Here is a 24,070-nt window from a genome sequence, read left to right as displayed (position 1 = left end):
GCTCCGAGCCGCCGGAGCCGGTCGGACGAACCGCAGCATCAGCGCACCATCAGCGCTTCAGCGAAAGGGCGTTCATGACGAAACACTCCCACCGGCCGCGCGCCTTACGGCGCCGCGCCGTCGTCGGCGGCCTGGCCACCGGCCTCGTGCTGTCCCTCGCGGCGCCCCTGCCTGTTTCCGCGCACCCCGCGGGACCGCCGGCGGCACCATCGGCCGCCACGGCCACCACCCACCGCTTCCCGGGCAACGACAGCCGCCCCCACACCGTCGCCTGGGACGAGAAGTCCCTGAAGGTCGACGGCGAGCGGCTGGTCGTGTGGTCCGGTGAGTTCCACTACTGGCGGCTGCCGAGCCCCGACCAGTGGCGCGACGTCCTGCAGAAGCTCAAGGCATCGGGCTTCAACGCCGTGTCGTTGTACTTCTTCTGGGGCTACCACTCCAGCAAGCCGGGATCCTACGACTTCACCGGCGTCCGCGACATCGACCGGCTCCTCACCATGGCTGAGCAGGAGGGCCTCTACGTCATCGCGCGCCCCGGCCCGTACATCAACGCCGAAGTGAGCATGGGCGGCCTGCCGCCCTACATGAGTACGTACGCGGGCGAGCAGCGCACGGCCGATCCGCAGAACCTGGCGGCCGACCTGGAGTGGCTGAAGGCCGTCAACGGCATCATCGGCAGGCACCAGATCACCGACGGCGGCGGCAGCGTCATCGCCTACCAGGTCGAGAACGAGCAGATCGACAACTCGGCCGAGCACACCGACTACATCGAGAAGCTGCAGAGCGCCGTCGTCGGGCAGGGCATCACCGTGCCGCTGTTCCACAACGACTACGGCAACGGCCACGGCTGGAACGTGCCCGGCGGACCCGGTGGGTCCCAGTTGGACCTCTACGCCTTCGACACGTATCCGCTGGGCTTCGACTGCGCGGGCAGCCGGGGCCGGCTGAGCGACTACGAGTCCCGGGTCCGCGGCTACTCACCCGGCACGCCCGTCTTCGTGGCCGAGGGGCAGGGCGGCGCGTTCACCGCGTGGGGCCGCGACTTCCAGACGGGCGACTGCGCGAAGTTCACCGACGCGGCCTTCATCCGCCAGTTCGCCGTGAACAACCTCGCCAACGGTGCCACCCTGTTCAACTCCTATATGGAGTACGGCGGCACCAACTGGGGCTGGACCGGCGACCCCGGCTCCGGATTCACCTCCTACGACTACGGGGCGGCGATATCCGAGAACCGTAGGATCACCCCGAACCTCGCCGTCCAGAAGGAATTCGGCTACCTGCAGCACGCGGTGAAGCCGATCGCCTCCGCAGGCCCCGTCACCGCCCCGCCGGTCACCGTCACGGGGGGCGGCCCCGTCAGGTCCCAGCAGCGCCTGTCCACCGAACACGCGGCCGGTACGTCCGTCTCGGGCAACGGCATGCGGCTGATCACGTTGCGCCACCCCGATTCCAACGACACCACGACCAGCCGCGTCACCTTCCCCCTGGACCCGGCCGTTCCCCCCGCCCTGTCGCAGGAGCCCGCGCAGGCCGCGGCGACCCCGGAATACCCCCGCGTCCCCCAGAAGCCGGGCACCGCGATCACCATCGACGGCCGTGATGCCACGACCCTCGTCGCGGACTACGCCTTCGGACCGCACCGGCTCGTCTACTCCACCTCACAGGTGCTCACCCAGCTGAACGCGGGGCGCGATCTGCTGGTCCTCGACGGCGCGAGGGGCACCGACGGCGAGACCGTGCTGCGCTACGCGGAGAGGCCCGAAGTCACCACCCTGGACGGGGCGCCGGTGGAAAGCACCTGGGACCCGGAGCGCAAGGACCTGCGGATCAACTACGTGCACGACGGCACCCGGACCGTACGCGTCTCGGGCGGCGGCCGGGTGCTCACCCTCGTGATCTCCGACCGGCAAGCCGTCGCCGGCACGTGGCAGCTCGACGCAGGGGGCAGCGACGTACTGGTCACCGGGCCCGAACTCGCCCGCACCGCCCGGGTCACAGGCGCCCGGCTGGAGCTGACCGGCGACACCCGGGAGGCCGGACGGCTGCGCGTCTTCGCCCCCGCCGGCGTGAACACCCTCACCTGGAACAACCGCCCTCTGCGGACGGTCCGGGACGAGGCAGGAGCGCTCGTCGCCGATCTGCCCGGCCCCGCGGACGTGGCGCTGCCGGCCCTGGACACCTGGCGCACCGCCGGGTCCGATCCCGAACGTACGACAGCGTTCGACGACTCGGGCTGGACGAAGGCGGACCGGACCACGGCCGCCAACCCGCGCCACGGGCCCGGCGCGGTCTCCGGCGTCGTACTGGACACGGACGAGTACGGATTCCACGAGGGCGACACCTGGTACCGCGGCCACTACACACCGGCCGCCGCCGGCAGCACGGTCGAGGTCACGGTGAAGACCGGCACCGCCGGCCACGCCCTCGTCTGGCTGAACGGCCACTACCTCGGCGCCCAGGGCGACGGAACCGCCACCCATACGGTCCCGGCGGGTCTGACCGAGCCGGGCAGGCCCGCCGTACTGGCGGTCCTCGTGCGGAACATGGGCCAGTACGAGGACTGGAGTTCCGACGGCCGGTCCAAGGGGGGCCGCGGCCTGGCCGACGTCGGCATCGCCGGAGCGGGCAGGGTCGACTGGCGGATCCAGGGCGCACCCGGCGGCCCGGCCCCCGCCGACACCGCACGCGGTCTCTACAACAACGGAGGTCTGTACGGAGAGCGCATGGGCTGGCACCTGCCGGGCGCGCCGGACTCGTCCTGGGAGCGGACCGGCGCGCTCAAGAGCGCGCGCCCGGGCGTGCGGTGGTACCGCACCACCGTCCGCCTGAACCTGCCCAGGGGTGCGGACACGGCGGTCGGCCTGCGGATCGACGACCACAGCGCGAAGGCGGACAAGTACCGCGTCCAGATCTTCGTCAACGGCTGGAACACCGGCCAGTACGTCAACAACGTCGGTCCGCAGAAGGAGTTCGTCATCCCCGCCGGCTTCCTGAAGGCGCAGGGCGAGAACACCCTCGCGCTGGCGGTCACCGCAGAGCAGGCCGGCGTCGGACCCGACGCGGTCGCGCTCGTGAACCAGGGCACCGTGCTGGGAGGTGTCGCGGGTACGCAGAACTCGGCGCCCGGCTACGCGGCGGTCGCCGCACGGCGCGCCGCGCGGTAACCGGCCCGCACACCGAGCCGTGTCCGCCCCCGTCGCCCGTCGACCGTCGACCGTCGGGGCGGGCACGGCCGTGTCCGCCCCGCTCAGCCGAAGAGCTTGGCGACGTACGCCGCGAGATTCGCCTTCGTACGGTCGATCTGCTCCTCCACGGTCAGCGACTCCTTGAAACGGGCGCCCGAGGCGACGGCCTTCTTCCCCCGCACGTAGAGCGAGCAGGCCAGGTCGGTGCACATATACAGACCGACCGAGTTGCCCTCACGCCCCGCCGGGCCCGCCTTGCGGGCGGTCTGCAGCGATACCCCGCTGCCCGGGTGCGTGGTCAGGCACAGCGAGCACATGCTGCGGTGGAGGAACCCGCGCTGCTGGGAGGGGAAGCGCAGCGAGATGCCGGTCAGCCGGCCCTCGTGCTCGGTGACGATATAGCTCCGCCCGGGGGCGGAGAGATCGCGCCACCCCAGGAAGTCGAGATCGTCCCACGGCAGCTCGTCGAGATCGCGGGGCAGCGGCAGACGCCCTGCTTCTCCCTTGGAGCAGTTGACGAACGATGTGCGGATGTCCTGCTCGGTCACGGCCTTCATACCGACGACGCTAACTCTGCCTATGAGCCCTAGGCAAATGATTAATGGATATAGGGCTATGCCTGAGTGCTGCTCTCGGAACCCTGGGGGTCTTCGGTGCTCCCGTTGCTCCCGGACGCGATGTCCAGCCGGTGCACGGGCGGGTGCGCGATCCCGAGGTCGGGGCGCCAGGCCGCGATGATCTGTGCCGAGGGATCGAAGAGCGGTGCGGGCAGGTCCTCTGGCCGGATCCATCGCCAGGTGCTGATGAGATGGGGTTCGGTCACCCGCGCGGTGCCGTCCCCGACGGTCACCAGCGCGGCCATCGTCACCCGGTTGATCCCGTGGACCGAGTCGTGCAGCATCGCGAAGACGCGCACCTCGCGTTCGGCGGCCTCCAGCCCCGTTTCCTCCCGCAGCTCACGCACGGCCGCCGCCGCGATCGACTCATGCGTCGGATCGACCTTGCCGCCGGGCAGCTCCCAGGTGCCGCTGTGGTGCCGCCCGAGCAGGATCCGCCCCTGCCCGTCCCGCACCAGCACCCCGACACCCAGCGCCGCCTGGGCCAGAGGGGGGCGGGAGTTGCGGGCGGGGACCGTGTCCATGGTGCTCCTCATGAGGTTCGGTGACCGTACGAGGAACAGAGCGTACGGCCGGGGCCGGTACGCGCGGTCCCGGCCGCAGTCACACCGTCAGCCGCAGCGAGGTGGCCGAGATGCCGAGCCGTACGGTCTGGCCCCAGGTCAGCTCCAGCGCGTCGGTCTCCATGCCGTCGCCGAAGACCACCAGCCGGTCGGACTCGACGGTCAGCCGCAGTCCCTGACCGCTGCCCAGCTCACCCGAGACGAGCGAGGTGCCCGTCGCCGGCGACGGCCAGGCCTCCCGGACGAACCAGAGCAGCCGGGGGTCGGTCGGTGCCGGCAGGACGAGCGGGCTGCGGCGTTCCTGCCACAGGGAGCGCAGCCACCCGGTGGCGCCGGTGCCCGTGCCGACCAGGACGCCGGACGAGGCCTGTGACTCGGCGGGGGAGTCCGCCGGTCCGGCTCCGAGCCGGTAGCGCGCCGTCTGGTGCCCGGACGGCCCGAGGTAGATCTCATTGAGGGCCAGCAGCCGCTGGGTGTCGTCGGCCACCGCCTCCACCATGGTGAGCTCGTCCGCCGCACCGCCCGGCGCCACGGCCGCCCGCAGGAGGGCCGCCGCGTCGCCCGGCCGGTGGCGGACCAGGACGCCGGGGTTGCGGCCGGGGTCGGTGTCGATCCCCACGACCGGCTGGCCGGAGAGGTACTTGGCGGCGTTGGCGACCAGCCCGTCCTGGCCGACGACGACCACCACGTCCTCGGGTGCGAACAGGAACCGGTCCAGATCCGCCCGCTCCACCCGCGAGTGGCGCCACTGGAGCGGAACGGCCGCCGCCACATCGGCCAGCGCCTGCTGGACCCGTTGGTGCCGCCGGGCCACCTCGTCGATGGACCGGCCCCGGCTGGAGAGGAAGAACGCCGCCTGGCCGTGTGTGCCGTGCCGGGCCAGCAACTCCTCGTACTCGGTGGTGCGGTGGACCAGGACCGCCCTCGGGGCCAGGCTCACGCCCGGGTCTCCGGCGCGGTCCGGCCGAGCTTGGAGAGCAGGCCGGTGAGGACGTCGGGGGAGAGGGTGAGGCTCTCGATGCGCGGGAGGTTCTCGGCGAGCCGGGTCGCGGCCAGCGCGTGCAGGGTCGCGGGGGCCACCTCCGCGTGCACCCGGAGCCAGGCCGCCTGCGACTCGGCACGGGCCGCGCCGACCTCACGGGCCGCCTCCGCCTCGGCGCGGGCGAGGCGCACCGTGCGCGCGGCTTCGGCCTCGGCGCGCACTCCGTCGGCCGCCGCGTGCTCCTCGGCCTCGCGGCGGGTGTTGGTCCCGCGCTGCTCGACGAGCTGCTCCTCGCGCCGGGCGAGCTCGATCTGGCTGGCCAGCTCGTTCTCGGCGATCGTCCGCTCGCGCTCGACGGCCACGGCCCGGCGTTCGTAGGTGGCCCGGTCGGCCTCCTGCTGGATCTGCTCCCGGGCGGGGGTGCGCAGCGCACGTTCGACCTCGGCCTCGGGGCGGATGGCGACGACGCGCACCGCCACCACGTCGATGCCGGTGGCGGGGAGCCTGGGCTCAGCGGCGAGGCCGGCCGCCACTCGTTCGCGTACCGAGGCGACGCCGTCCACCAGTGCGGAGGCCAGCGGGGTGCGGGCCAGGACGTCGAGGGTGTGCTGCTGGGCCGTCTCGGTCAGCAGCGTCGCGATCTGCTCCAGCGGGGCGCCGCGCCAGGCGCCGGTGTCAGGGTCGACGGAGAAGTCGAGGCGTGCGGCTGCCTCGGCCGGATCGCTGATCCGGTACGTGACGGTGGCCTGCACGGTGACGTCCTGGAAGTCGGCCGTACGGGCGTGGAACGCCATGGCCAGCTCGCGGTCGTTGACCGGGACCTCGGAGAGCGCGGCGCTCAGCGACCGGTACCAGAAGCTCAGCCCCGCCCCGTCGTGGGCGAGCCGGCCACGCTTGTGGTGGCGGATGTGGGCGGTGGGAGCTGAGCGCAGATGACGCCAGCCGAAGCGCCGGGTGATGTCGGCCATGGTGGGACCCCCTCGTTCTCGTCATGGAGACGATATGGGTCCGCGCTGCATATCGTCAAGCAGACGAGAAGGAGTGGCCGGGAACTCGGCGGTCAAACGCGGGCGGCCGGTGACTTCCGCAGAAGTCACCGGCCGGCCGGGTGGTGCGCCGCCCCCGTCCCCACGGTGCGGCGCGGGCGGACCGTCGTCATCCGCTGGGACGACGGTCCACGTCTGTCAGGACCCGGGCGCTCGAGCGTCCAGGCCGAGTGCGGGAAAGACCGCGCCCTCCACGAAGCGGACGAGGAACGTCTCGTCCGCGTAGGCGCACTCCAGCAGTGGGCGGGCGCGCATCACGCCCACCAGCTGGGTGGCGACGAACTCCGTGGCCGGGTTGTCCGCGGCCACCTCGCCGCGCTCCACGCCGCGCGCGACCATGGCGTCGATCGCCGCCAGCTCGGGCAGGATCAGCGACTCGCGCAGCGCGCACAGCAGCTCCGGGCTCTGCAGGGCGGCATGGCTCAGGGCCAGCATCAGAGGCGTGTCGCGTCCGGAGCCCTCGCCGATGGCGCGTGCCGCCTCGCGCAGGTCGTCGGCCAGCGTGCCCGTGTCGATCCGGCCGAGCAGTCCGCGCCTGGTCCCGTGCAGCGCCGCGACGACCAGTTCGGGTTTCGAGCCCCACTGGCGGTAGAGGGTGGACTTGCCGCAGCGGGAGCGCGAGGCGACGCCTTCCATGGTGAGCGATTCGTAGCCGCTCTCCCTCAGCGTGTCGAGCACGGCCGTGAAGAGCTCCTGTTCCCGCTCCGGCGTGATCTTCGAGCGGCGCGACGCGGTGGCCTGCTCCGGCTCCGTTTCCAGCGACGACATGCGCTTTCCCTCTCTGCGACTCTGCGACGAGGTCCATCGATACGCCAGTGTACCGATACGTGAGTGTTCCGATACGCCTCCGTATCGGTACACTGGCGTATCGATACGGCGTGGACTCGTCCCTGCCGCCGAAACACCGCTTCAACACCGCTTCGTCAGCAAAGGGGCACCGGATGATGTTCGCCGGTAGCAGGCCCGCCGATCGGGAGCCGGACACTACTGCCCGACCGCCCCTCGTCCGCGAGCTTCTTCTTGTCGTAGGACTCTTCGTGATCTACAAGTTCGGCCGCCAGGCGGCCAACGGTCACGTCGACGAGGCGTTCCACAACGCCGGACGCGTATGGGATCTCGAACGTGCCGTGCACCTGCCCGGCGAGGGCGCCGTACAGGGTCTGCTGCTCCACGACGAGACGCTGATCCACCTCGCGAACACCTACTACGCGACCGTGCACTTCCCGGCCACCCTGCTCTTCCTCGGCTGGCTGTACTGGCGCCGGCCGCGCCACTACGTGTGGTCCCGCCGCATCCTCGCCGTGCTCACCGGTGCCGCACTGGCCCTGCACCTGCTGTTCCCGCTCGCCCCGCCGCGGCTGCTCGCCGCCACCGGCCTCGTCGACACCGGCCAGGTCTACGGACCGACGGTGTACGGGTCCACGCCCGCCACCGACTCGATGGCCAACCAGTTCGCCGCGATGCCCTCCCTGCACTTCGGCTGGGCGGTCATGGTCGGCGTCGGCCTCGTCGTCGCCACCCGCTCGCGGTGGCGCTGGCTGTGGCTGCTGCACCCGGCGATCACGCTGCTCGTCATAGTCGGCACCGCCAACCACTACTGGCTGGACTCGATCGTCGTGGCCGCGCTGCTCTCGGTGGCCTTCGCGGCGCTGCGGCTGCCGCGGGCGGAGCCGGTCCGGAAGCATCTGCCGTGGCCGTCCACGGCGGGCGAGCCGGCGTACGCCGTCGCCGCCCGCGACGCGTCAGGCCGTACCTACGCCTCCGCAGGGGCCGGCCGATGAACGCCACCCTGGTCGCCGTAGCGCTGTCGCTCGTCTCCGCCGCCGCCTACGCCTCCGCCGCGGTGGCGCAGGCGCGGCTCGCGGGGCGCACCGCGCCGGGGACGGGGACGCTCCGGCTGCTCGGCAGCGGCGCGTGGTGGTCGGCCGTCGGGCTGAACGCCGGCGGCGCCCTGCTGCACGTCGCCGCACTGAAGTACGGTCCGCTCACCCTCGTCCAGCCGCTCGGCGCGCTCACCCTGGTGGCGGCCGTGCCGCTGGGCGCCCGGGCCGCCGGCCGCAGGGTCTCGACGACCGAGTGGCGCGGCACGCTCCTGACGCTCCTGGGCCTGGGCGCCCTGCTGATGACCGCGGGCGGCTCCGCCCCGCACGAGACGCTGAGCATGGCCGAGGCGCTGGTCGTCGGAGCGGGAACCGTGGCCGTCGTCACCGGGCTCAGCCGCCCCGGCGCCCGCCCCGGCCTGCGGCACGCCGCGGCCTCGGGCATCACCTCGGGCGTCGCCTCCGCACTGACGCAGACGCTGACCGTCGCCGTCACCGACCACACCAGCGGCCCGCTGTTCAGCTGGCGGCTGGTGGTCGTCGCAGTGCTCGTGTCGGCCTTCGCGATGGGCGGACTGCTCCTCTCGCAGACCGCCTACCGGGGCGGTCTCGGCGCGCCGCTCGCCGTCGTCACCCTCGCCAATCCGGTCGCCGCGGCGGCCATCGGCCTGGCCCTGCTTGGGGAGCGGCTCCAGGGCGGGACGATCAGCCTGGTCCCGGCGCTGCTGGGCTCGGCGGCGGCGGTGCGGGGCGTGATCCTGCTCAGCCGCGCCCAGGCGCGGACCGCGCCGGCCGCGGACGCGGTCGTGGCCGGACCGCCTCCCGGTGCCCCGTCGAGGGTGGTCATCCGGAGCCCGCGGGCCGCACTCCACCAGGAACACGGCCACCTGCGGCGGATCCGGGCCGGCCGCTCGTAGGGGCGCTGCCCGTTACCCGAGGTCGGCTGCCGCGGCGCCGGCGTCCTCGGCCAGTGCCCGGGTCAGCCAGCCGACCCAGAAGTTCTCCAGATCGATGCCGCCGCGCAGCACGAGATGGCGCAGCCGGTCCTGAGCGGCGTCCCGCCCGGGCGGGAAGTCCCGCTCCCCGATCTCCAGATACTCCGCGAGCCGGAGCCGGTGCAGCGCGAGGTGGCGGCGCAGCTCCGCGTCGAGACCGGGCGCACCGACGACCGCCGCCGCCCGCATGCGCAGCAGCAGAGGATCGCGGATCTGCTTCGGGTCCTCCGGACGGGCCACCCAGGCGGACAGCGCCTCGCGGCCCGCGGGCAGTACCTCGTACTCCTTCTTCTGCCCCCGGGCCGGCTGTTCGGGCGCCAGTGCCCTGATCTGTCCGGCCTGCTCCAGCTTTCCCAGCTCGCGGTAGATCTGCTGATGCGTGGCCGACCAGAAGTAGCCGATCGAACGGTCGAACCTGCGGGTCAGCTCCAGCCCCGACGACGGCTTCTCGAGCAGGGCGGTGAGGATCGCGTGCGGGAGTGACATGGGGTGCATCCTAGGGAGTGTCCGCACAGTGTCGTCCGCCCGGAGGGCGGTGCCCGCGGCGTCCGGCGCGTGTACGCGCAACGTGCCGGAGCGTCCCTGCAGCGGGGCTGCCCGGGCGTTTCGGTCACGCCGCGGGCGTGCGGGCCGGGCGTCGCGGGCCGGACGAGACTTCGCGGAAACGACCTGAGGAGCCCGGAGGGCCGGACGGGAGGTCCGGCCCCCGGAGGCCGTGATCAGAGTGAGGCGGCGAGTTCCGTGCCCTGGCGGATCGCCCGCTTGGCGTCCAGCTCGGCCGCCACATCGGCGCCGCCGATCAGATGCGCCGGACGGCCGGCGGCGATGAGCTCCTCGTACAGGTCCCGGCGGGGCTCCTGGCCCGCGCAGAGCACGATCGTGTCGACCGGCAGCAGATGCTGTTCGCCGTCGACCGTGACGTGCAGACCCTCGTCGTCGATCCGGTCGTACCCGACTCCCGCGATCATGGTGACGCCGCGGTGCCGGAGCTCGGTGCGGTGGATCCACCCCGTCGTCTTGCCGAGACCCGCGCCGACCTTGCTCGCCTTGCGCTGGAGCAGATGCACGGTGCGCGCGGACTTCGGGCGCTCGGCGGTGCCGAGTCCGCCCCGCTCGCGGTACTCGGTGTCGACGCCCCACTGCCGGAAGAACGCCTCCGGATCCAGGCTCGCCGCGTCCCCGCCGTCGGTCAGGAACTCGGCCACGTCGAAGCCGATCCCGCCCGCACCGACGAGTGCCACCCGGTCGCCGACCGGCGCCCCGTGCCGCAGCACGTCGAGGTAGCTGACCACGCTCGGGTGGTCCACCCCCGGGATCGCGGGCGTACGGGGAGTGACCCCCGTCGCCAGGACCACCTCGTCGAAGCCGTCGAGCTCCCCGGCGCCGACCGCGGCGCCCAGCCGCAGCTCGACCTTCTCCTCCGCCAGCCGGGTACGGAAGTAGCGCAGCGTCTCGTTGAACTCCTCCTTGCCCGGCACCCGGCGTGCCACGTTGAGCTGCCCGCCGATCTCCCCGGCCGCGTCGAAGAGCGTCACCGCGTGCCCGCGCTCGGCGGCGGTCACGGCGCAGGCGAGACCGGCCGGACCGGCACCGACGACCGCGACGCGCTTTCGGGTGCGGGTCGGCGACAGGGTGAGTTCGGTCTCGTGGCAGGCGCGCGGGTTGACCAGGCAGGAGGTCACCTTGCCGCTGAAGATGTGGTCCAGGCAGGCCTGGTTGCAGCCGATGCAGGTGTTGATCGCGTCCGCGCGGCCCTCGCTCGCCTTCGCGACGAAGTCGGGGTCCGCCAGGAACGGCCGGGCCATCGACACCATGTCCGCGCGGCCCGCCGCGAGGATCTGCTCGGCGACCTCGGGGGTGTTGATGCGGTTGCTCGTCACCAGCGGTACGGAGACGGCGCCGCGCACCTTCTCGGTGACCCAGGTGAAGGCACCGCGCGGCACCGATGTCGCGATGGTGGGGATGCGGGCCTCGTGCCAGCCGATGCCGGTGTTGATGATGGTCGCCCCGGCCGCCTCGATCTCCCGGGCGAGCCGCACGACCTCCTCCAGCGACGATCCGCCGGGCACCAGGTCCAGCATCGAGAGCCGGTAGATCAGGATGAAGTCGCTGCCCACCCGCTCCCGGACCCGGCGCACGATCTCGACGGGGAAGCGGATGCGGTTCTCGTACGACCCGCCCCAGCGGTCCTCGCGGTGATTGGTCGCCGAGGCGATGAACTCGTTGATCAGGTAGCCCTCGGAGCCCATGATCTCGACGCCGTCGTACCCCGCGCTCTGCGCCAGCGCGGCAGCCGTGACGAAGTCCTCGATGGTCGACTCGACCTCGTCGTCGGTCAGGGCGTGCGGGACGAACCCGCTGATCGGCGCCTGGATCGCGCTCGGCGCCACCAGGCCGGGGTGGTGTGCGTAGCGCCCGAAGTGCAGGATCTGCATGGCGATCCGGCCGCCCGCCGCGTGTACGGCCGAGGTCACCACGGCATGCTGCGCCGCCTCCGCCTCGGTCGTCATCTTGGCGCCGCCGGGCAGCGAACAGGCCCGTTCGTTCGGCGCGATGCCTCCGGTGACCATGAGGCCCACACCGCCGCGGGCGCGGGCCGCGTAGAACGCGGCCATGCGCTCGAAGCCGTTCTCGACCTCCTCCAGGCCGATGTGCATCGACCCCATCAGCACCCGGTTGGGGAGGGTGGTGAACCCGAGGTCGAGCGGGCTCAGCAGATGCGGGTACGGGCTCATGCGGGGGCTCCTCGCGCGGTGTGGTTACGCCAGTTCTAGACCACCGGATCGCCGTTGTGCAACAAGTTGCACAATGAGGTACGTCGCACTGTGTCACGGGTCACGCGCCGCTGCCGGGGCGCCCGGACGGCGTAACAACGTGACCCGTCGGGAGTCCGGTGCGCGGAGAGTGGAGTGCGTACCGCACCCGGGCCCCCTCACTTCCGGCCGGGCCCCCGATCCTTCCGGAGACCCTCATGGGCAGCGTCAACCGTCGTGACCTAGGCCTGCTTGTCCTTCGTGTCGGCACCGGCGCGGTGCTGGCCGCGCACGGCAGCCAGAAACTCGCCGGCTGGTTCGGAGGCGGCGGCATCGAGGGCACCACGGCCGCGATGGAGGCCATGGGCTTCCACCCGCCGAAGCACAGCGCGATCGCCGCCGGTCTCGGCGAGGCCGGCGGCGGCGTCCTGCTGGCCCTGGGTCTGGCCACCCCGGCCGCCGGCGCGGCCGCGGCGGGCGCCATGGCGGGAGCCGTGGCCGTCCACGCCCCCGCCGGGTTCTTCGCGCAGGGCGGCGGCTACGAATACCCCGCCTTCCTCGGCTTCACCGCCGCCGCCATCGGCCTGACGGGCCCCGGCCGCTACTCCGTGGACCACGCCACCCGGCACGCGTTCAACCAGCCCTGGATGGTGGCCCTGGCCTTCGTGGGCAGCGCCGCGGCCGCGGTCGCCGTCGTCGGCAAGCGGGCCAAGGGGCAGGTCGCGGAGCCGGAGGAGTTCTGACGCCTGTTCCCGGGCGGGGGCCGGGTGTCCGGCTCAGCGCACTGACCTCCAGCGGCTTCCCTTCGACGCGGCGATCAGTGCGGGAACCGTGTCGAACTTGACGCGCGGACGGCCCTGTTCGCGCCCCCGGGCCTGCTCGGCGCGGTCGATGGCGGCCAGCCCCCGGGCGTCGACCACCTGACGGCCGCGGTTGCGGGCCAGTCGCCCGAACGCCTTCGCCGGGTACGGGGATGAGGGCAGCGCGCCCGCGACGGCATCGGCCAGAAGGGTGCCCACGGTCTCGGCGGCGCAGGTGCGGTTGGCCCCGATGCCGCCCGAGGGGCCGCGCTTGATCCAGCCGACGACATAGCTGCCGGGCACGCCCGCCACCCGGCCGCCCTCGTGCGGCACGGTTCCGGTCGCCTCGTCGAAGGGCAGCCCGGGAACCGGCAGGCCCCGGTAACCGATGGCCCGCAGGAACAGGCCGGTCGGAATCTCCTGATCACCGTCGGCGGCCGTCACCCGCACCGCCTCGACGGCGTCGGCACCGAGCACCGCCACCGGCGAGGAGTGGAAGCGGAAGACGATACGACGCCCGGGCGGCGGGGGCTGCGACCAGTCGACCGTCTCCCGGGGCAACTCCCGCAGCAGGGACGCCTTGGCGCCCGTGGCGGCCTCGTCGATCGCCGCCGCGGTCCGCGGGTCGCCGTCGTCGACCACCAGCTCCACGCCAGGCAGGTGCCCGAGAGCGAGCAGTTCGGACGCGGTGCAGGCGGTGTCGTCGGGGCCGCGCCTGCCGAGCAGGACGACCTCGCGGACCCTGGAGTCCCGCAGGGCCGCCAGCGCGTGCCCGGCGATGTCGGTGCCCGCCAGCGCGGCGGGGTCGGTGACGAGGACGCGCGCCACATCCAGCGCCACGTTGCCGTTGCCGGCGACGATCACCCGCTCCGCGGACAGGTCGAAGGTCTCCGGCGGGACTTCCGGGTGGGCGTTGTACCAGGACACGAACGAGGTGGCCGGGGCGCTGGCCGGAAGATCCTCGCCCGGGATGCCGAGCCGGCGGGAGGCGGATGCGCCGACCGCGTAGATCACCGCGTCGTGATGGGCGGAGAGCTCCTCGGCGGTGAGGTCCTTGCCGACCTCGACCCCCAGGTGCATCCGGACCCGGGGGTGGGAGTGGAATCGCGCGAAGGCCTCGCCGACCCCCTTCGTCGCGGGGTGGTCGGGCGCCACGCCGTACCGGACGAGGCCGCCCGCCACCGGCAGCCGGTCGATCAGCGTCACCTCGGCGTTGGTGTGCAGCAGCAGGTCCTCGGCGGCGTACATCCCGGCCGGGCCCGTGCCGACGACGGCCACCCGGATCGGGGCGAAGTCCGACGGAAGGCTGCGGGGGAACGACGGCTCGCCCCAGGCGTGGAAGTTCGGGCCGGAGGCCGGCTCCGGCTCCCGGCCCGCGTAGTACGCCGCGTTGATGCCGGCGTACTCCTTCTGCGCTCCGAAGAGGCTGTCCACCGGGAAGATCGCGTCGACCGGGCAGGCGTCCGCGCAGGCGCCGCAGTCGATGCAGGTCTCCGGGTCGACGTAGAGCATCTCCGTGCTGCCGAAGGCCTGCTCCTCGGGCGTGGGATGGATGCAGTTGACGGGGCACACGGCGACACAGGTGGCGTCGCTGCAGCAGGTCTGGGTGATGGCGTAGGTCATCGCGTCAGCTCGGGCTCTCGGCTCGGATCAGATCGGGGCGGCGCGCTCGGGAAGGACGGGTCGCAGGAGAGGGGGCGTGCTTGCGGGGGCTCGGGTCAGATCAGGTGGGCGCGCTTGTAGAAGAAGAGAGCCGGCCCGGTGAGGAGACGGGCCGAGGCCAGGAACTCCATCAGGCCCGAACAGCTGGAGCGCATCAGGGACTTGTGGTGCTCGTTGGTCTTCGCCTCGGCGCGGGCGCGTGCGCTGTCCAGCCCCGCGTTCGCGTAGACGTCCGCGTTCACCATGCTGGTGACGATGTAATACGAGGCGATGGCGACCACGAGCGAGTTGATCTGCCGGCGCAGCGGTCCCGCGGTGCGCAGGCGCCTGCGGGTCTCGTCACGGGCGAACTTCATGTGCCGCGACTCCTCAACCACATGGATGTTGTTGATCGTCCGGACGAACGGCGCGACCCGTTCGTCCCGCATCCAGTCCCGCTGCATCACGTCGAGCACCTCCTCCGCCACGAGGATCGCCGCGTACGCCGCCTCGCCGAAGGCAAGTGTCTTGAAGGCGCGGCCCAGTTCGACCACCGGGCGACGCGGCCGGTAGGCGGGTGCGCCCAGCTTCGCGGCGCCGCGGGCGAACATGATGGAGTGCCGGCACTCGTCGGCGACCTCGGTGAGCGCCCACTGGAATCGCGGGTCCGTGGGGTCCTTGGCGTACATGTCGCGCAGCACCATCTGCTGGAGGATCATCTCGAACCAGATGCCGGTGCTGGCTACGGAAGCGGCCTCCTGGCGCGTCAGCGCCTTGCGCTGGTCATCGGTCAACTCCTGCCAGTACGCGGTGCCGTAGAGAGTGCTCCACTCCGGGCTCGCGCCGTGATGCGCGGTGTCCAGGGGGGTGTCCCAGTCCACCTCGGTGGCCGGGTCGTAGGAGAGCTTCGAGGCCGAGTCGAGCAGGCGCCGGGCGACGTCCTCCCCGGCGAGCCGGTCCTGGTCCTCCGGCCGGACGGTACTGCTTGCCATGGTGCGGCTCCTTGAATCGAGACAGATCGACCCGACGGTGCCCGGCCCCTTCTCTCATCCGTGTCTGCCCGATGAGAGCGACGGCCGCCGGGCGCCGCCCCTGGCTTGTTAGACGCGACGTCTAGCAAGCTGTTAGACGGAAGGTATAGCAAGAGGGGTGTGCGGGCCTACCCCCGCGTAGGGAATCCGTACGATCTCTCCACGACGAGGCGTACTTCGGGAGCGGCAGGAGTGCTCCGAGACAGCCGGCCCGTACCCCGGGACAACGGCCTCCGGGGCAGGGCGGCGGGGACCCGCGGCTGCGGCTCAGGCCATGAGCAGACGCAGGCCCAGATCTGCCGCGTCGAGGCCGGCGAGGTCGCTGTTGCGCTCGGCCCACCTGCCGGAGTCGAGGTCGTCGCCGAGGCGGCGTACCGCCCGCCGCTCGGCCTGCGGGCCCACCCTCGTCCACACCGACATCGCGCGCCGCACATGATCCTCCAGATACGCCCCCGGCCGGCGCCAGTACGCCTCGAACAGGCCGTCGGCGCAGTCCCACGGGACGGGTACGGGCTCGACGCGGGCGCTGATCGCGCCGGCCATACCGGCCAGTGACGGGAAGTCCGCGAGAACGGTGGCGAACTCGGGGAGGTAGTCACGAGTGAGCCAGAACCGGTCCTGCCATCCGGGCTCGTCGGTGTCGAACGTGAGCACCACCACGCGCCGGGCCACCCGCCGCATCTCGCGCAGCCCCGCTATCGGGTCCCCCCAGTGGTGAACGGTGGAGACGGCCATCGCGACGTCGAAGGAGCCGTCCTCGAAGGGCAGGCTCTCCGCGGCGGCGGCCACGCACGGCGCCGATCCGGCCGGCCGCTGCTCCCGCATGACCGCCGAGGGTTCGACCGCGGTCACGTCACGGTCGGCCGGCTCGTAGGAGCCGGTGCCGGCCCCGACGTTCAGTACTGTCCGAGCGTCTCCGAGCGCGTCCCAGATCTGTGCGGCGATCCGTGGCTCGGTACGCCGTGTCGCGGTGTAGGCGCCCCCGATCGCGTCGTACAGCCGTGCACCGAGCATCTCCAGCTGTTCCTCCGGTGTCACCTTCAGTCCCTTCGCCCGTGCTTCGAGTTCGCTGTCGATGGCCGTCACCATGGCGTCGGCGCGATCACGCCGCTCCAGCAGCAGGCCGCGCAGCCGGAGCAGGTGCGCGACCGCGTCGGTGGTCGGGTCGCCGACCAGTTCCGCGATCTCCCGCAGCCCGAAGCCCAGCCGCCGGTAGGCCAGTACCTCGCGCAGGCGTTCCACGTCGGCCGCCGAATAGGCCCGGTAGCCGGCCGGGGTCCGCGCCGACGGCCGGACGAGCCTGATCGCGTCGTAGTGATGCAGCGTGCGGACGCTCACACCGGCCAGCTCGGCCACGCGTCCCACGGTCCAGTGATCTTCCACGGCTCCGACTATGCGGCCTGACGCCACGTGAGGGTCAAGCGCGATGTGCGTCGGACGCCGCTTCCACCGCGGGGGCCGGAACAGCCCCGGCGGCGGTGCGCGCCCGACGCCACGGCAGGAGCAGCGCACTCGCCATGCACAGCAGTCCGGCGACGATCAGGGCGCCGCGGACGCCCGCCGCACCGGCGAGGATGCCACCGGCGATCATGAACGCGGCCTGGGAGGTCTTCGCGCCGACCGACCAGGAGGTGGCGACGCGGGACATGAAGGCGTCCGGTGTGGCCGCCATCCGGTAGGTGGTGAACGAGGGATTGAAGATGCCGGCGGCGAAGAGCAGGCCGAAGTCGGCGGCCACGATGGTGAACACGCCGGGGGCGCCGGAAGGCGTCAGCGGCAGCAGGACGATCCACAGCGTGCGCAGGACTCCGGAAAGCAACAGCACGCGGCGCTGTCCGAACCGCCGGGTGAGCAGCGGGGTCAGCCGTGAACCGAGTACGCCGCCCAGACACGGCAGGCCCAGGGCGAGTCCGTACTGCCACGGCGCCAGGCCGAGGTCACGCAGCATGAGGACGGCCATCAGCGGAGACGCCATCATGACGGAGCCGCCGAAGAGCAGAGCGTTGAAGAACAGCGGGCGCAGCCCAGGATGCCGCAGGAGGTACTGCCAGCCGGCGGAGAGGTCGCGGCCCTGGTGCGGGGCGGCCGCGCGCACCGGTGGCGCGGGTTCGGGCTGCCGGATGCGGCGGATTCCGAGGGCCGAGCCGAGGAACGACAGAGCATCGGCCACCATCGTGGCGGCGGCGCCCAGCACCCCGATCAGCAGCCCGCCGACGGGCGGGCCGGCGCTGACACTGATCCAGTTGGTGGTCTCGAACAGGCTGTTGGCGCGGAGCCGGTGCGCGGGCGGGACGAGCGCCTTGAGGTGCGCGCCGCTTGCCGCGTCGAACGCGACGGACGCGGCAGTCTGGAGAATTCCGACGACGCACAGCTGGGTGAACGTGAGCCCGTCGAAGGCCATGGCGACCGGAATGCTCGCCAGCACCGCGCAGCGGACCAGATCGGCGGTGATCATGGCAGGCCGCTTGTACCGGTGCTCGATACGGACACCGAGCGGCAGGGCGATGAGGGCGCTGGCCACGGCGGACATCGCGGCGAGCAGGGAGACCTGGAACGCCGAGCTGTGCAGCACCAGGAGGGCGACCAGCGGCAGCGCCCCCATGCCTACGGCACTGCCCGCCGCGCTGACCGCGTAAGCGCCCCACAGCCGCCGGAAGTCCTGCCCGAGCGCGTTCCCCCGTACCAACCGGACCCTCCCGGATGTGAAGGCGCTCAGCGTAGTGGTTCTCAGCCGCGCGTACGCCGACGCAGCAGCTGGATCACCACCACCGCGAACAGCGCGGCCGCCGCGGGGGCCGCGGCCTTCCTGAGCAGGACGGGCAGAGCGGCCGCGCCGAGGTCGATGGCCTCCGGCTCGGGTGCGGGCCCGCCCCGGAGGGCTTGCGCTGCGCTCGTCGTCGACGCCGGTGACGGGCGGGGACCGGCGTCCCGCAGCAGCTCTTCGAGCCGGGTGGCGAACTGCTGGACGATGCGGTCGCCGACCTCGGTCATGATGCCCCGGCCGAACTGCGCGGGCCGGCCCGTGATGTCGAGGTCCGTGCGGACGCGGACCAGGGTGCCGGCCGCAGCGGTGCTCAGGGTCGCGGTGACCCGGGCCGAAGCGGTGCCCGCGCCACGGGTCTCGCTTCCGCTGAGGTCGAGGAACATCGACCGGGCGGCCGCGTCGCGGGTGACGGTTCCCTCGCCGCGGTAACTCATCTGCACCGCACCGACCTTGACCTTGACCCGGCCGGTGAACGAGTCGTCGTCGAGGGTGTCCAGCACGGCGCCGGGCATACAGGGCGCGACCCGGTCGAGTTCCTGGAAGAGCTTCCAGGCGTCGTCGAGGCCGGCGGGGACGGTGAAGGCGTGGTCCAGTTGCATGATTGTCCAATCTGGGGGCGGCCGGCTGTGGATGAGGAGCCGGTTCGGTTGTCGGGCGGACTCAGGCGTCGGCTGCCGCACGGATCAGCGCGCGTACCCGGCTCGGTGAGAGTGGGCCGCGGCGGACGACCACGTCGAAGGGGCGCAGCGCGTCCTCGACGGCACCGGCGAGCACCGCCTGGGGTGCGATCGCGCCGCCTTCGCCGAGTCCCTTGACGCCGAGGTCGTTCATGGGGCTCGGGGTGAAGATCTCGTCCATGTCGAGGTCGGGGATCTCCGAGGACGTGGGCACCAGGTAGTCCATGTACGTGCCGGTGCGGGGCTGGCCGTCGGGGCCGTAGACCATCTCCTCGTACAGCGCTCCGCCGATGCCCTGCGCGATGCCGCCGGTGACCTGTCCTTCCGCGATCATCGGGTTGACGATGTTGCCCGCGTCATGGACGACGACGTAGTGCAGGATCTCGACCTCGCCGGTGTGCTCGTCGACCTCGACGACGGCTGCGTGCGCTCCGCTCGCGACGGCGAAACCCGGCGGGCGGAAGTGCACGGTCTCGCTGATCTCGGTGCCGTGCCGGCCGTCGGTGGGCTCGGGGATGCCGGGCAGCGGTGCCTTGCCTGCCAGTTCCGCCAGGCTGATGGACGGGCCCCCGGGTTCCCCGGCCCGCACGATTCCGTCGCTGAGGTCGAGGCCGCCCGCATCGACACCGAGGCGGCGGGCTGCCGCTTCGACGATCTTCTCGCGGACGAGCCGGCCGGCCCGGTGTGTGGCGTTCCCGGCGTTGACCAGGGCGCGGCTGGCGATGGTGCCCACGCCGAACGGGGTGGCCTCGGTGTCTCCGCCGACCACGTCGATGACGTCGAACGGCACGCCGATGGCGTCGGCGGCGATCTGCGCCATGGAGGTGCGGTGTCCCTGGCCTTGGGAGGGCGCGCCGATGGCGAGCCGTACCCGTCCGCTGGGGGCGACGTCGATGCGCGCGGTCTCGAACGGTCCGAGGCCGGTGGCCTCTATGTACATGGCGAATCCGATGCCGACGTACTTCCCGTCGCGGGCACCTTCGCGCTGCCGGGCGCGTACCCCTTCGACGTCGGCCTTCGCGACCGCACGCCGCAGGAGTTCGGGGAAGTCCCCGGAGTCGTAGGACTGCGGGCTGCCCGAGCGGTCCACCAGGCCGGTCGCGTACGGCATCTCGTCGGGCCGCACCAGATTGCGCGCCCTCAACTGCGCCGGCTCGATGCCCAGTTCCGCGGCCAGCCGGTCCATGGCCCGCTCCATGGCGAAGACCGTCTCCGGACGTCCGGCTCCCCGGTAGGGCGTGGCGAAGGTGGTGTTGGTGAGCACGCCGGTGACATCGATGTGCACGTTCGGCACGCGATAGGGCCCCAGCAGATGGCACAGCGAGTTGTACGGCACGACCAGGCCGGTCATGTTGTACGCGCCGAAGTTGACGGTGATCCGGTCGCGTACGGCGACGATGCGGCCTTCGGCGTCCGCGGCGAGTTCGATGCGGTGGATCTGTTCACGGGCGTGCGAGGAGGCGGTGAGGTTCTCGTTGCGGTCCTCGCGCCACAGCACGGGGCGGCCGAGACGACGGGCGGCGTGCGGTACGAGGAGTTCCTCGACGTAGAGGATGCCCTTCTGGCCGAAGCCACCGCCGACGTCGGCCGCGATGACGTGGACCGTGGCGGACTCGAGGCCGAGGGTGTGGGCGATGGCGTCCCGGAGCCGGTGCGGGGTCTGGGTGCCCGACCAGACGGTCAGCCGGCCGCTGTACGGATCGACCTGGGCCGAGACGGCCCGGGTCTCGATCGGCGAGGCGACGTACCGGTGGGCCTCGAACCGCTCGCTCACCACGGCGTGCGCGCCGGCGAACGCCGCCTCCGGGTCACCGACACGGGTGGCGACGGCGACCGCGGTGTTGTCCGGCAGGTCCTCGTGCAGCCGGACCGCGTCCTCGCCCAGGGCGTGCTCGGGGTCGACCAGAACCCGCAGCGGGGCGTACCGCACCTCGACAAGCTCCAGCGCGTCCTCGGCGAGGTAGCGGTTCTCCGCGAGGACGACGGCGACGGGCTGGCCGACGTAGAGGACCTTGTCGCGGGCCAGCAGCGGCATGGGAGTCATCCGGACCAGCGGATCGAGGAGAGCGGCGAGACCTGGCGGGGTGCGCAGCTCCTCCTTGTTCAGCATCGCGGGCAGGTCCGCCACGTCGTCGCCGGTCCACACGGCGACGACGCCTGGCGCGGTCAGGGCCGCGGTCACGTCGACGGACTCGATACGGGCGTGGGCGTGCGGGCTGCGCAGGAAGGCGGCCTCGACGGCGCCGGGGAGGGCGATGTCGTCGACGTAGCGGCCGTTGCCGCGCAGCAGGCGGTCGTCCTCGACGCGCGGGACGGACCGGCCGATCCAGGTGCCGTTGCTGTTGCCTTGGTCGGACCGGTCCCGGTCGGAGGCGTGGGACATGCGGGTCACTCCCCGAATCGCTCGTCGAGTGCCTGGCACACGGCACGGCGGATGTTGCGGTAGCCGGTGCACCGGCAGAGGTGCCCGCTGAGCGCGTCGGCGACCTGCTCCTCGTCGGGGCGTTCGTCCTGCTCGGTCAGGGCGGTCGTCGTCATGACGAATCCGGGTGTGCAGAACCCGCACTGCATGCCGTGGCACTCATGGAAGGCCCGCTGCACGGGGGTGAGCGGGGCGTCGGCGGGAGCGAGGCCCTCGACGGTGCGGAGTTCGACCTCGTCGCACTGCACGGCCAGGGTCAGACAGGCGCGCACCGGCTCGTCGTTGACGAGGACGGTGCAGGCACCGCAGACCCCGTGCTCGCAGCCGACGTGGGTGCCGGTCAGACCGAGGCGGTCGCGCAGGAAGTCGCTGAGCAGCAGTCGCGCCTCGACCTGGGCGGTGACCGGCCGTCCGTTGACGATGAGGCTGATCCCGTGCCAGGCGGAGGGCTCGGCGAGCGGCGGCGTGCGCGCGGCGAGCGGGGCGGGGACGGAGGTGGTCATCAGCAGCGCTCCCAGGCGGTGGTGCAGGCGCGGACGAGGAGGTGGGCGGCGCCCTCGCGCCGGTACTCGGCGGTGGCGTGGACATCGTCGGCAGGGGCGAGGCGGGCCAGCGCGACGCGGGCCGCGGCAGCGAGAGCGTGCTCGCCGACATCGGTGCCGACGAGGGCGTCCTCGACGGCGGGCAGGCGGACGGGGACGGGCCCCGCGCCGCAGAAGACGACGCGGGCGGAGCGGACGGTGTCCGTGGCGGTGTCCCGTTCCAGGACGACGGCCACTCCGACGGTGGCGAAGTCGCCGTGCCTGCGGGTGAGTTCCTCGAAGGCCCAGCCGTGGTGCGCCGGGAGTGGCGGGAACACGGCCTCGGTGAGGAGTTCGTCGGCTTCGACGGCCGTGGAGAAGGTGGCGACGAAGAAGTCCTCGGCGCCGACGGTACGGGTGCCCCGGGGGCCGGTGATCACGAAGCGGGCGTCCAGGCACACCGCGGCGGTGGGGAGTTCGGCGGCCGGGTCGTGGTGGGCGAGGCTGCCGCAGACGGTGCCGCGGTGGCGGATCTGAGGGTGCCCGATGCGGCCGATCGCGACGGCCAGGAGCGGCCAGCCCTCCCGTACCGCGCCGTCCGCCGCGGCGCGGGCCTGCCGCACGGCTGCTCCGATACGCAGTTTGCCCGACCCGTCCACGTGGAGGCGGCCGAGTTCGGGGATCCGCGTGATGTCCACGAGCAGCTCGGGCCTGGCGAGGCGCATGTTCAGCATGGGGATCAGGGACTGGCCGCCCGCGACGACCTTGGCCTCCCGTTCCTCGTCGCCGAGGAGGGCGACCGCTTCGCCGACGGTGCTGGGGGCGGTGTAGTCGAAGGATGTGGGTTTCAACCCGCTGCCACCGAACCTCTCGTGTTCTCGTCGCACCGTGGTCTTCGGCGCAGGCAACTTATCTAGTACCTGAAATGATTTACATTAAAGTTTCCTCTTGGCAAGAGGCTGTCCGAAAATTCATGGCCCGTGGAGGGCGATATGCGACATGTCATCGACCAGGCGGCCGCCTGGCAACGCTCCGGAACCCGCTTCGTCGTGGCGACCGTCGTGCGCACCTGGGGCTCGTCCCCGCACGGGCCGGGCGCCTCGATGCTCGTGTCCGAGGGTGGCCGCGTCGTCGGCAGCGTCTCCGGGGGCTGTGTCGAGGCCGAGGTCTGTGCGCTGGCGGAGGACGTGCTCGCGGGCGCGGCCCCGGTGCTCGCACGCTGGGGGATCGGCGACGAGGACGCCTTCGCGGTGGGCCTGACCTGTGGCGGCACGATCGAGGAGCTGATCAGGGAGATGGGTGCGCAGGTGCCTCTCGGCCGGCTCGCCGCCGATGTCGCGGCCGGCGTGCCGGTGGCTCTGGTCACCCCGGTGGACGGCGGCGGCTGCCTGGTCGTCGGCGGCGGAACGGTGAGCGGCTCGCTGGGCGACCCGCGGACGGACAGGGCTGCGGCATTGGCGGCAGAGGGGATGCTCGGCCGTGGCGCCGACGGGCTGGTGACCGGCGGAGGCGATGCGGCCGACGGGCTGGTGACCAGGGGAAACGAGGCTGCCGACGGGCTGGTCGACCGCGGAGACGATGGCGCCGACGGGATGGTGACCGGCGGAGGCGATGCGGCCGACGGGCTGGTCAGCAGTGGGAACGATGCTGACGGCGGTGCGGTCTGTGCGCCGGGGCGTGAGCTGCTGGTGCAGTCCTTCGGCTCGCGGCCCCGCCTGCTGATCTTCGGTGCGGCGGAGTTCGCCCGGCCCCTGGCGGACATGGGTGCCGCGCTCGGCTACCGGGTGACGGTCTGCGACGCCCGGCCCGCCTTCGCGACGGCCGAGCGGTTCCCGCGGGCCGACGAGGTCGTCGTGGAGCGGCCGGACCGCTGGTTCCGTGCGCACGAGGACCGGATCGACGCCACGACCGCCGTCTGCGTGCTGAGTCACGACATGCGGTTCGACGTGCCGGTCCTCACCCTCGCCCTGCGCAGCGCGGCCGGATACGTCGGAGCCATGGGAAGTCGCCGGACGCACGAGGACCGGATGGAGCGACTGCGCACGGCGGGTGTGACGGAAGCGGAGACGGCGAGGCTGCGCTCGCCGATCGGGCTCGATCTGGGCGGCCGGGGCCCTGAGGAGGCCGCCCTGTCCATCCTGGCCGAGATCGTGGCAGTGCGGCAGGGCGGAACCGCTCTTCCGCTCACCGTGCGGACGGGCCCCGTCCACACGGGGTGACTATTTTTGAACGACTGTTTTTATGAACGGGCGT

Annotated in this window: 20 protein-coding genes; 5 read left to right on the top strand and 15 right to left on the bottom strand. The window is 72.4% G+C overall.

Features of this window, described 5'->3' with window-relative positions:
• Positions 1 to 74 precede the first annotated feature (74 nt).
• Positions 75 to 3,164, top strand: coding sequence for a beta-galactosidase (locus JGS39_RS09475; protein WP_219568315.1), 3,090 nt, complete (start codon positions 75 to 77; stop codon positions 3,162 to 3,164).
• A gap of 83 nt (positions 3,165 to 3,247) precedes the next feature.
• Here the strand turns inward: JGS39_RS09475 and JGS39_RS09470 are convergent, their stop codons facing one another.
• The 5 genes from JGS39_RS09470 to JGS39_RS09450 all read right to left on the bottom strand — a co-directional run bounded on the left by JGS39_RS09470 (position 3,248) and on the right by JGS39_RS09450 (position 7,161).
• Positions 3,248 to 3,742 (bottom strand): FBP domain-containing protein, encoded by a 495-nt coding sequence (locus tag JGS39_RS09470; RefSeq protein ID WP_219568314.1) that lies wholly within the window; start codon positions 3,740 to 3,742, stop codon positions 3,248 to 3,250.
• A gap of 56 nt (positions 3,743 to 3,798) precedes the next feature.
• Entirely contained in the window at positions 3,799 to 4,326 is a 528-nt protein-coding gene (locus JGS39_RS09465; protein WP_219568313.1) for a nucleotide triphosphate diphosphatase NUDT15, read from the bottom strand.
• 79 nt (positions 4,327 to 4,405) lie between these two features.
• Positions 4,406 to 5,305, bottom strand: coding sequence for a hypothetical protein (locus JGS39_RS09460; RefSeq protein ID WP_219568312.1), 900 nt, complete (start codon positions 5,303 to 5,305; stop codon positions 4,406 to 4,408).
• Entirely contained in the window at positions 5,302 to 6,315 is a 1,014-nt protein-coding gene (locus JGS39_RS09455) for an SPFH domain-containing protein (protein WP_219568311.1), read from the bottom strand. Before JGS39_RS09455 ends, JGS39_RS09460 begins: the two co-directional genes overlap by 4 nt.
• A 216-nt stretch (positions 6,316 to 6,531) precedes the next feature.
• Positions 6,532 to 7,161 carry a TetR/AcrR family transcriptional regulator gene (locus tag JGS39_RS09450; RefSeq protein WP_219568310.1) on the bottom strand — a complete coding sequence of 210 codons (630 nt, stop codon included), beginning with the start codon at positions 7,159 to 7,161 and terminating at the stop codon, positions 6,532 to 6,534.
• A gap of 173 nt (positions 7,162 to 7,334) precedes the next feature.
• On the opposite strand from JGS39_RS09450, the gene JGS39_RS09445 reads away from it, so the two are divergent.
• Together JGS39_RS09445 and JGS39_RS09440 are read left to right on the top strand one after the other, a co-directional pair.
• Positions 7,335 to 8,174, top strand: coding sequence for a phosphatase PAP2 family protein (locus JGS39_RS09445; protein ID WP_219568309.1), 840 nt, complete (start codon positions 7,335 to 7,337; stop codon positions 8,172 to 8,174).
• The gene (locus tag JGS39_RS09440) at positions 8,171 to 9,130 is read left to right on the top strand and encodes a DMT family protein (RefSeq protein ID WP_219568308.1); all 960 of its coding nucleotides are present in this window, start codon (positions 8,171 to 8,173) and stop codon (positions 9,128 to 9,130) included. Before JGS39_RS09445 ends, JGS39_RS09440 begins: the two co-directional genes overlap by 4 nt.
• 12 nt (positions 9,131 to 9,142) lie before the next feature.
• On the opposite strand, the gene JGS39_RS09435 is transcribed toward JGS39_RS09440, so the two are convergent.
• Complete coding sequence (locus JGS39_RS09435) at positions 9,143 to 9,694, bottom strand: PadR family transcriptional regulator (protein WP_219568307.1); 552 nt, start codon at positions 9,692 to 9,694, stop codon at positions 9,143 to 9,145.
• Positions 9,695 to 9,927: 233 nt separating this feature from the next.
• Positions 9,928 to 11,943: an NADPH-dependent 2,4-dienoyl-CoA reductase gene (locus JGS39_RS09430; RefSeq protein WP_219568306.1), complete on the bottom strand. Its 2,016-nt coding sequence runs from the start codon at positions 11,941 to 11,943 to the stop codon at positions 9,928 to 9,930.
• Positions 11,944 to 12,179: 236 nt separating this feature from the next.
• On the opposite strand from JGS39_RS09430, the gene JGS39_RS09425 reads away from it, so the two are divergent.
• Entirely contained in the window at positions 12,180 to 12,704 is a 525-nt protein-coding gene (locus tag JGS39_RS09425) for a DoxX family protein (RefSeq protein ID WP_148017109.1), read from the top strand.
• Between the two features lie 33 nt (positions 12,705 to 12,737).
• Here the strand turns inward: JGS39_RS09425 and JGS39_RS09420 are convergent, their stop codons facing one another.
• From JGS39_RS09420 to JGS39_RS09385, 8 genes are all read right to left on the bottom strand, one after another.
• Positions 12,738 to 14,384, bottom strand: coding sequence for an FAD-dependent oxidoreductase (locus JGS39_RS09420; RefSeq protein WP_219568305.1), 1,647 nt, complete (start codon positions 14,382 to 14,384; stop codon positions 12,738 to 12,740).
• Between the two features lie 95 nt (positions 14,385 to 14,479).
• The gene (locus JGS39_RS09415) at positions 14,480 to 15,394 is read right to left on the bottom strand and encodes an AurF N-oxygenase family protein (RefSeq protein WP_219568304.1); all 915 of its coding nucleotides are present in this window, start codon (positions 15,392 to 15,394) and stop codon (positions 14,480 to 14,482) included.
• Between the two features lie 306 nt (positions 15,395 to 15,700).
• On the bottom strand, positions 15,701 to 16,798 hold the full coding sequence (locus JGS39_RS09410; RefSeq protein ID WP_219568343.1) for a MerR family transcriptional regulator: 1,098 nt from the start codon (positions 16,796 to 16,798) through the stop codon (positions 15,701 to 15,703).
• A 52-nt stretch (positions 16,799 to 16,850) separates the two neighbouring features.
• Positions 16,851 to 18,119, bottom strand: a complete 1,269-nt coding sequence (locus JGS39_RS09405; RefSeq protein WP_219568303.1) for an MFS transporter — start codon at positions 18,117 to 18,119, stop codon at positions 16,851 to 16,853.
• 41 nt (positions 18,120 to 18,160) lie between these two features.
• On the bottom strand, positions 18,161 to 18,796 hold the full coding sequence (locus JGS39_RS09400) for an SRPBCC family protein (RefSeq protein WP_219568302.1): 636 nt from the start codon (positions 18,794 to 18,796) through the stop codon (positions 18,161 to 18,163).
• Between the two features lie 61 nt (positions 18,797 to 18,857).
• Entirely contained in the window at positions 18,858 to 21,257 is a 2,400-nt protein-coding gene (locus JGS39_RS09395) for a xanthine dehydrogenase family protein molybdopterin-binding subunit (RefSeq protein WP_219568301.1), read from the bottom strand.
• A 5-nt stretch (positions 21,258 to 21,262) separates the two neighbouring features.
• A complete protein-coding gene (locus JGS39_RS09390) occupies positions 21,263 to 21,799 on the bottom strand; it encodes a (2Fe-2S)-binding protein (protein WP_219568300.1) in 537 nt (178 codons plus the stop codon).
• On the bottom strand, positions 21,799 to 22,668 hold the full coding sequence (locus JGS39_RS09385) for an FAD binding domain-containing protein (RefSeq protein ID WP_219568299.1): 870 nt from the start codon (positions 22,666 to 22,668) through the stop codon (positions 21,799 to 21,801). Before JGS39_RS09385 ends, JGS39_RS09390 begins: the two co-directional genes overlap by 1 nt.
• Before the next feature lie 141 nt (positions 22,669 to 22,809).
• Here JGS39_RS09385 and JGS39_RS09380 point away from each other — a divergent pair, with 141 nt between their 5' ends.
• The gene (locus tag JGS39_RS09380; protein WP_219568298.1) at positions 22,810 to 24,036 is read left to right on the top strand and encodes an XdhC family protein; all 1,227 of its coding nucleotides are present in this window, start codon (positions 22,810 to 22,812) and stop codon (positions 24,034 to 24,036) included.
• The last annotated feature ends 34 nt before the right edge of the window (positions 24,037 to 24,070 follow it).

The organism is Streptomyces poriferorum, from assembly GCF_019399235.1.
Taxonomy (GTDB): domain Bacteria; phylum Actinomycetota; class Actinomycetes; order Streptomycetales; family Streptomycetaceae; genus Streptomyces; species Streptomyces poriferorum.
Note: the sequence above shows the minus strand (reverse complement) of the source record. Positions and strands in the feature narration are given on the sequence as shown.

Coding starts and splice junctions, on each gene's coding strand:
- JGS39_RS09435 (WP_219568307.1), bottom strand. CDS start 9,694: ATGTCACTCCCGCACGCGATCCTCACCGCCCTGCTCGAGAAGCCGTCG.
- JGS39_RS09430 (WP_219568306.1), bottom strand. CDS start 11,943: ATGAGCCCGTACCCGCATCTGCTGAGCCCGCTCGACCTCGGGTTCACC.
- JGS39_RS09445 (WP_219568309.1), top strand. CDS start 7,335: ATGATGTTCGCCGGTAGCAGGCCCGCCGATCGGGAGCCGGACACTACT.
- JGS39_RS09400 (WP_219568302.1), bottom strand. CDS start 18,796: ATGCAACTGGACCACGCCTTCACCGTCCCCGCCGGCCTCGACGACGCC.
- JGS39_RS09465 (WP_219568313.1), bottom strand. CDS start 4,326: ATGGACACGGTCCCCGCCCGCAACTCCCGCCCCCCTCTGGCCCAGGCG.
- JGS39_RS09475 (WP_219568315.1), top strand. CDS start 75: ATGACGAAACACTCCCACCGGCCGCGCGCCTTACGGCGCCGCGCCGTC.
- JGS39_RS09470 (WP_219568314.1), bottom strand. CDS start 3,742: ATGAAGGCCGTGACCGAGCAGGACATCCGCACATCGTTCGTCAACTGC.
- JGS39_RS09455 (WP_219568311.1), bottom strand. CDS start 6,315: ATGGCCGACATCACCCGGCGCTTCGGCTGGCGTCATCTGCGCTCAGCT.
- JGS39_RS09415 (WP_219568304.1), bottom strand. CDS start 15,394: ATGGCAAGCAGTACCGTCCGGCCGGAGGACCAGGACCGGCTCGCCGGG.
- JGS39_RS09395 (WP_219568301.1), bottom strand. CDS start 21,257: ATGTCCCACGCCTCCGACCGGGACCGGTCCGACCAAGGCAACAGCAAC.
- JGS39_RS09440 (WP_219568308.1), top strand. CDS start 8,171: ATGAACGCCACCCTGGTCGCCGTAGCGCTGTCGCTCGTCTCCGCCGCC.
- JGS39_RS09425 (WP_148017109.1), top strand. CDS start 12,180: ATGGGCAGCGTCAACCGTCGTGACCTAGGCCTGCTTGTCCTTCGTGTC.
- JGS39_RS09450 (WP_219568310.1), bottom strand. CDS start 7,161: ATGTCGTCGCTGGAAACGGAGCCGGAGCAGGCCACCGCGTCGCGCCGC.
- JGS39_RS09390 (WP_219568300.1), bottom strand. CDS start 21,799: ATGACCACCTCCGTCCCCGCCCCGCTCGCCGCGCGCACGCCGCCGCTC.
- JGS39_RS09420 (WP_219568305.1), bottom strand. CDS start 14,384: ATGACCTACGCCATCACCCAGACCTGCTGCAGCGACGCCACCTGTGTC.
- JGS39_RS09380 (WP_219568298.1), top strand. CDS start 22,810: ATGCGACATGTCATCGACCAGGCGGCCGCCTGGCAACGCTCCGGAACC.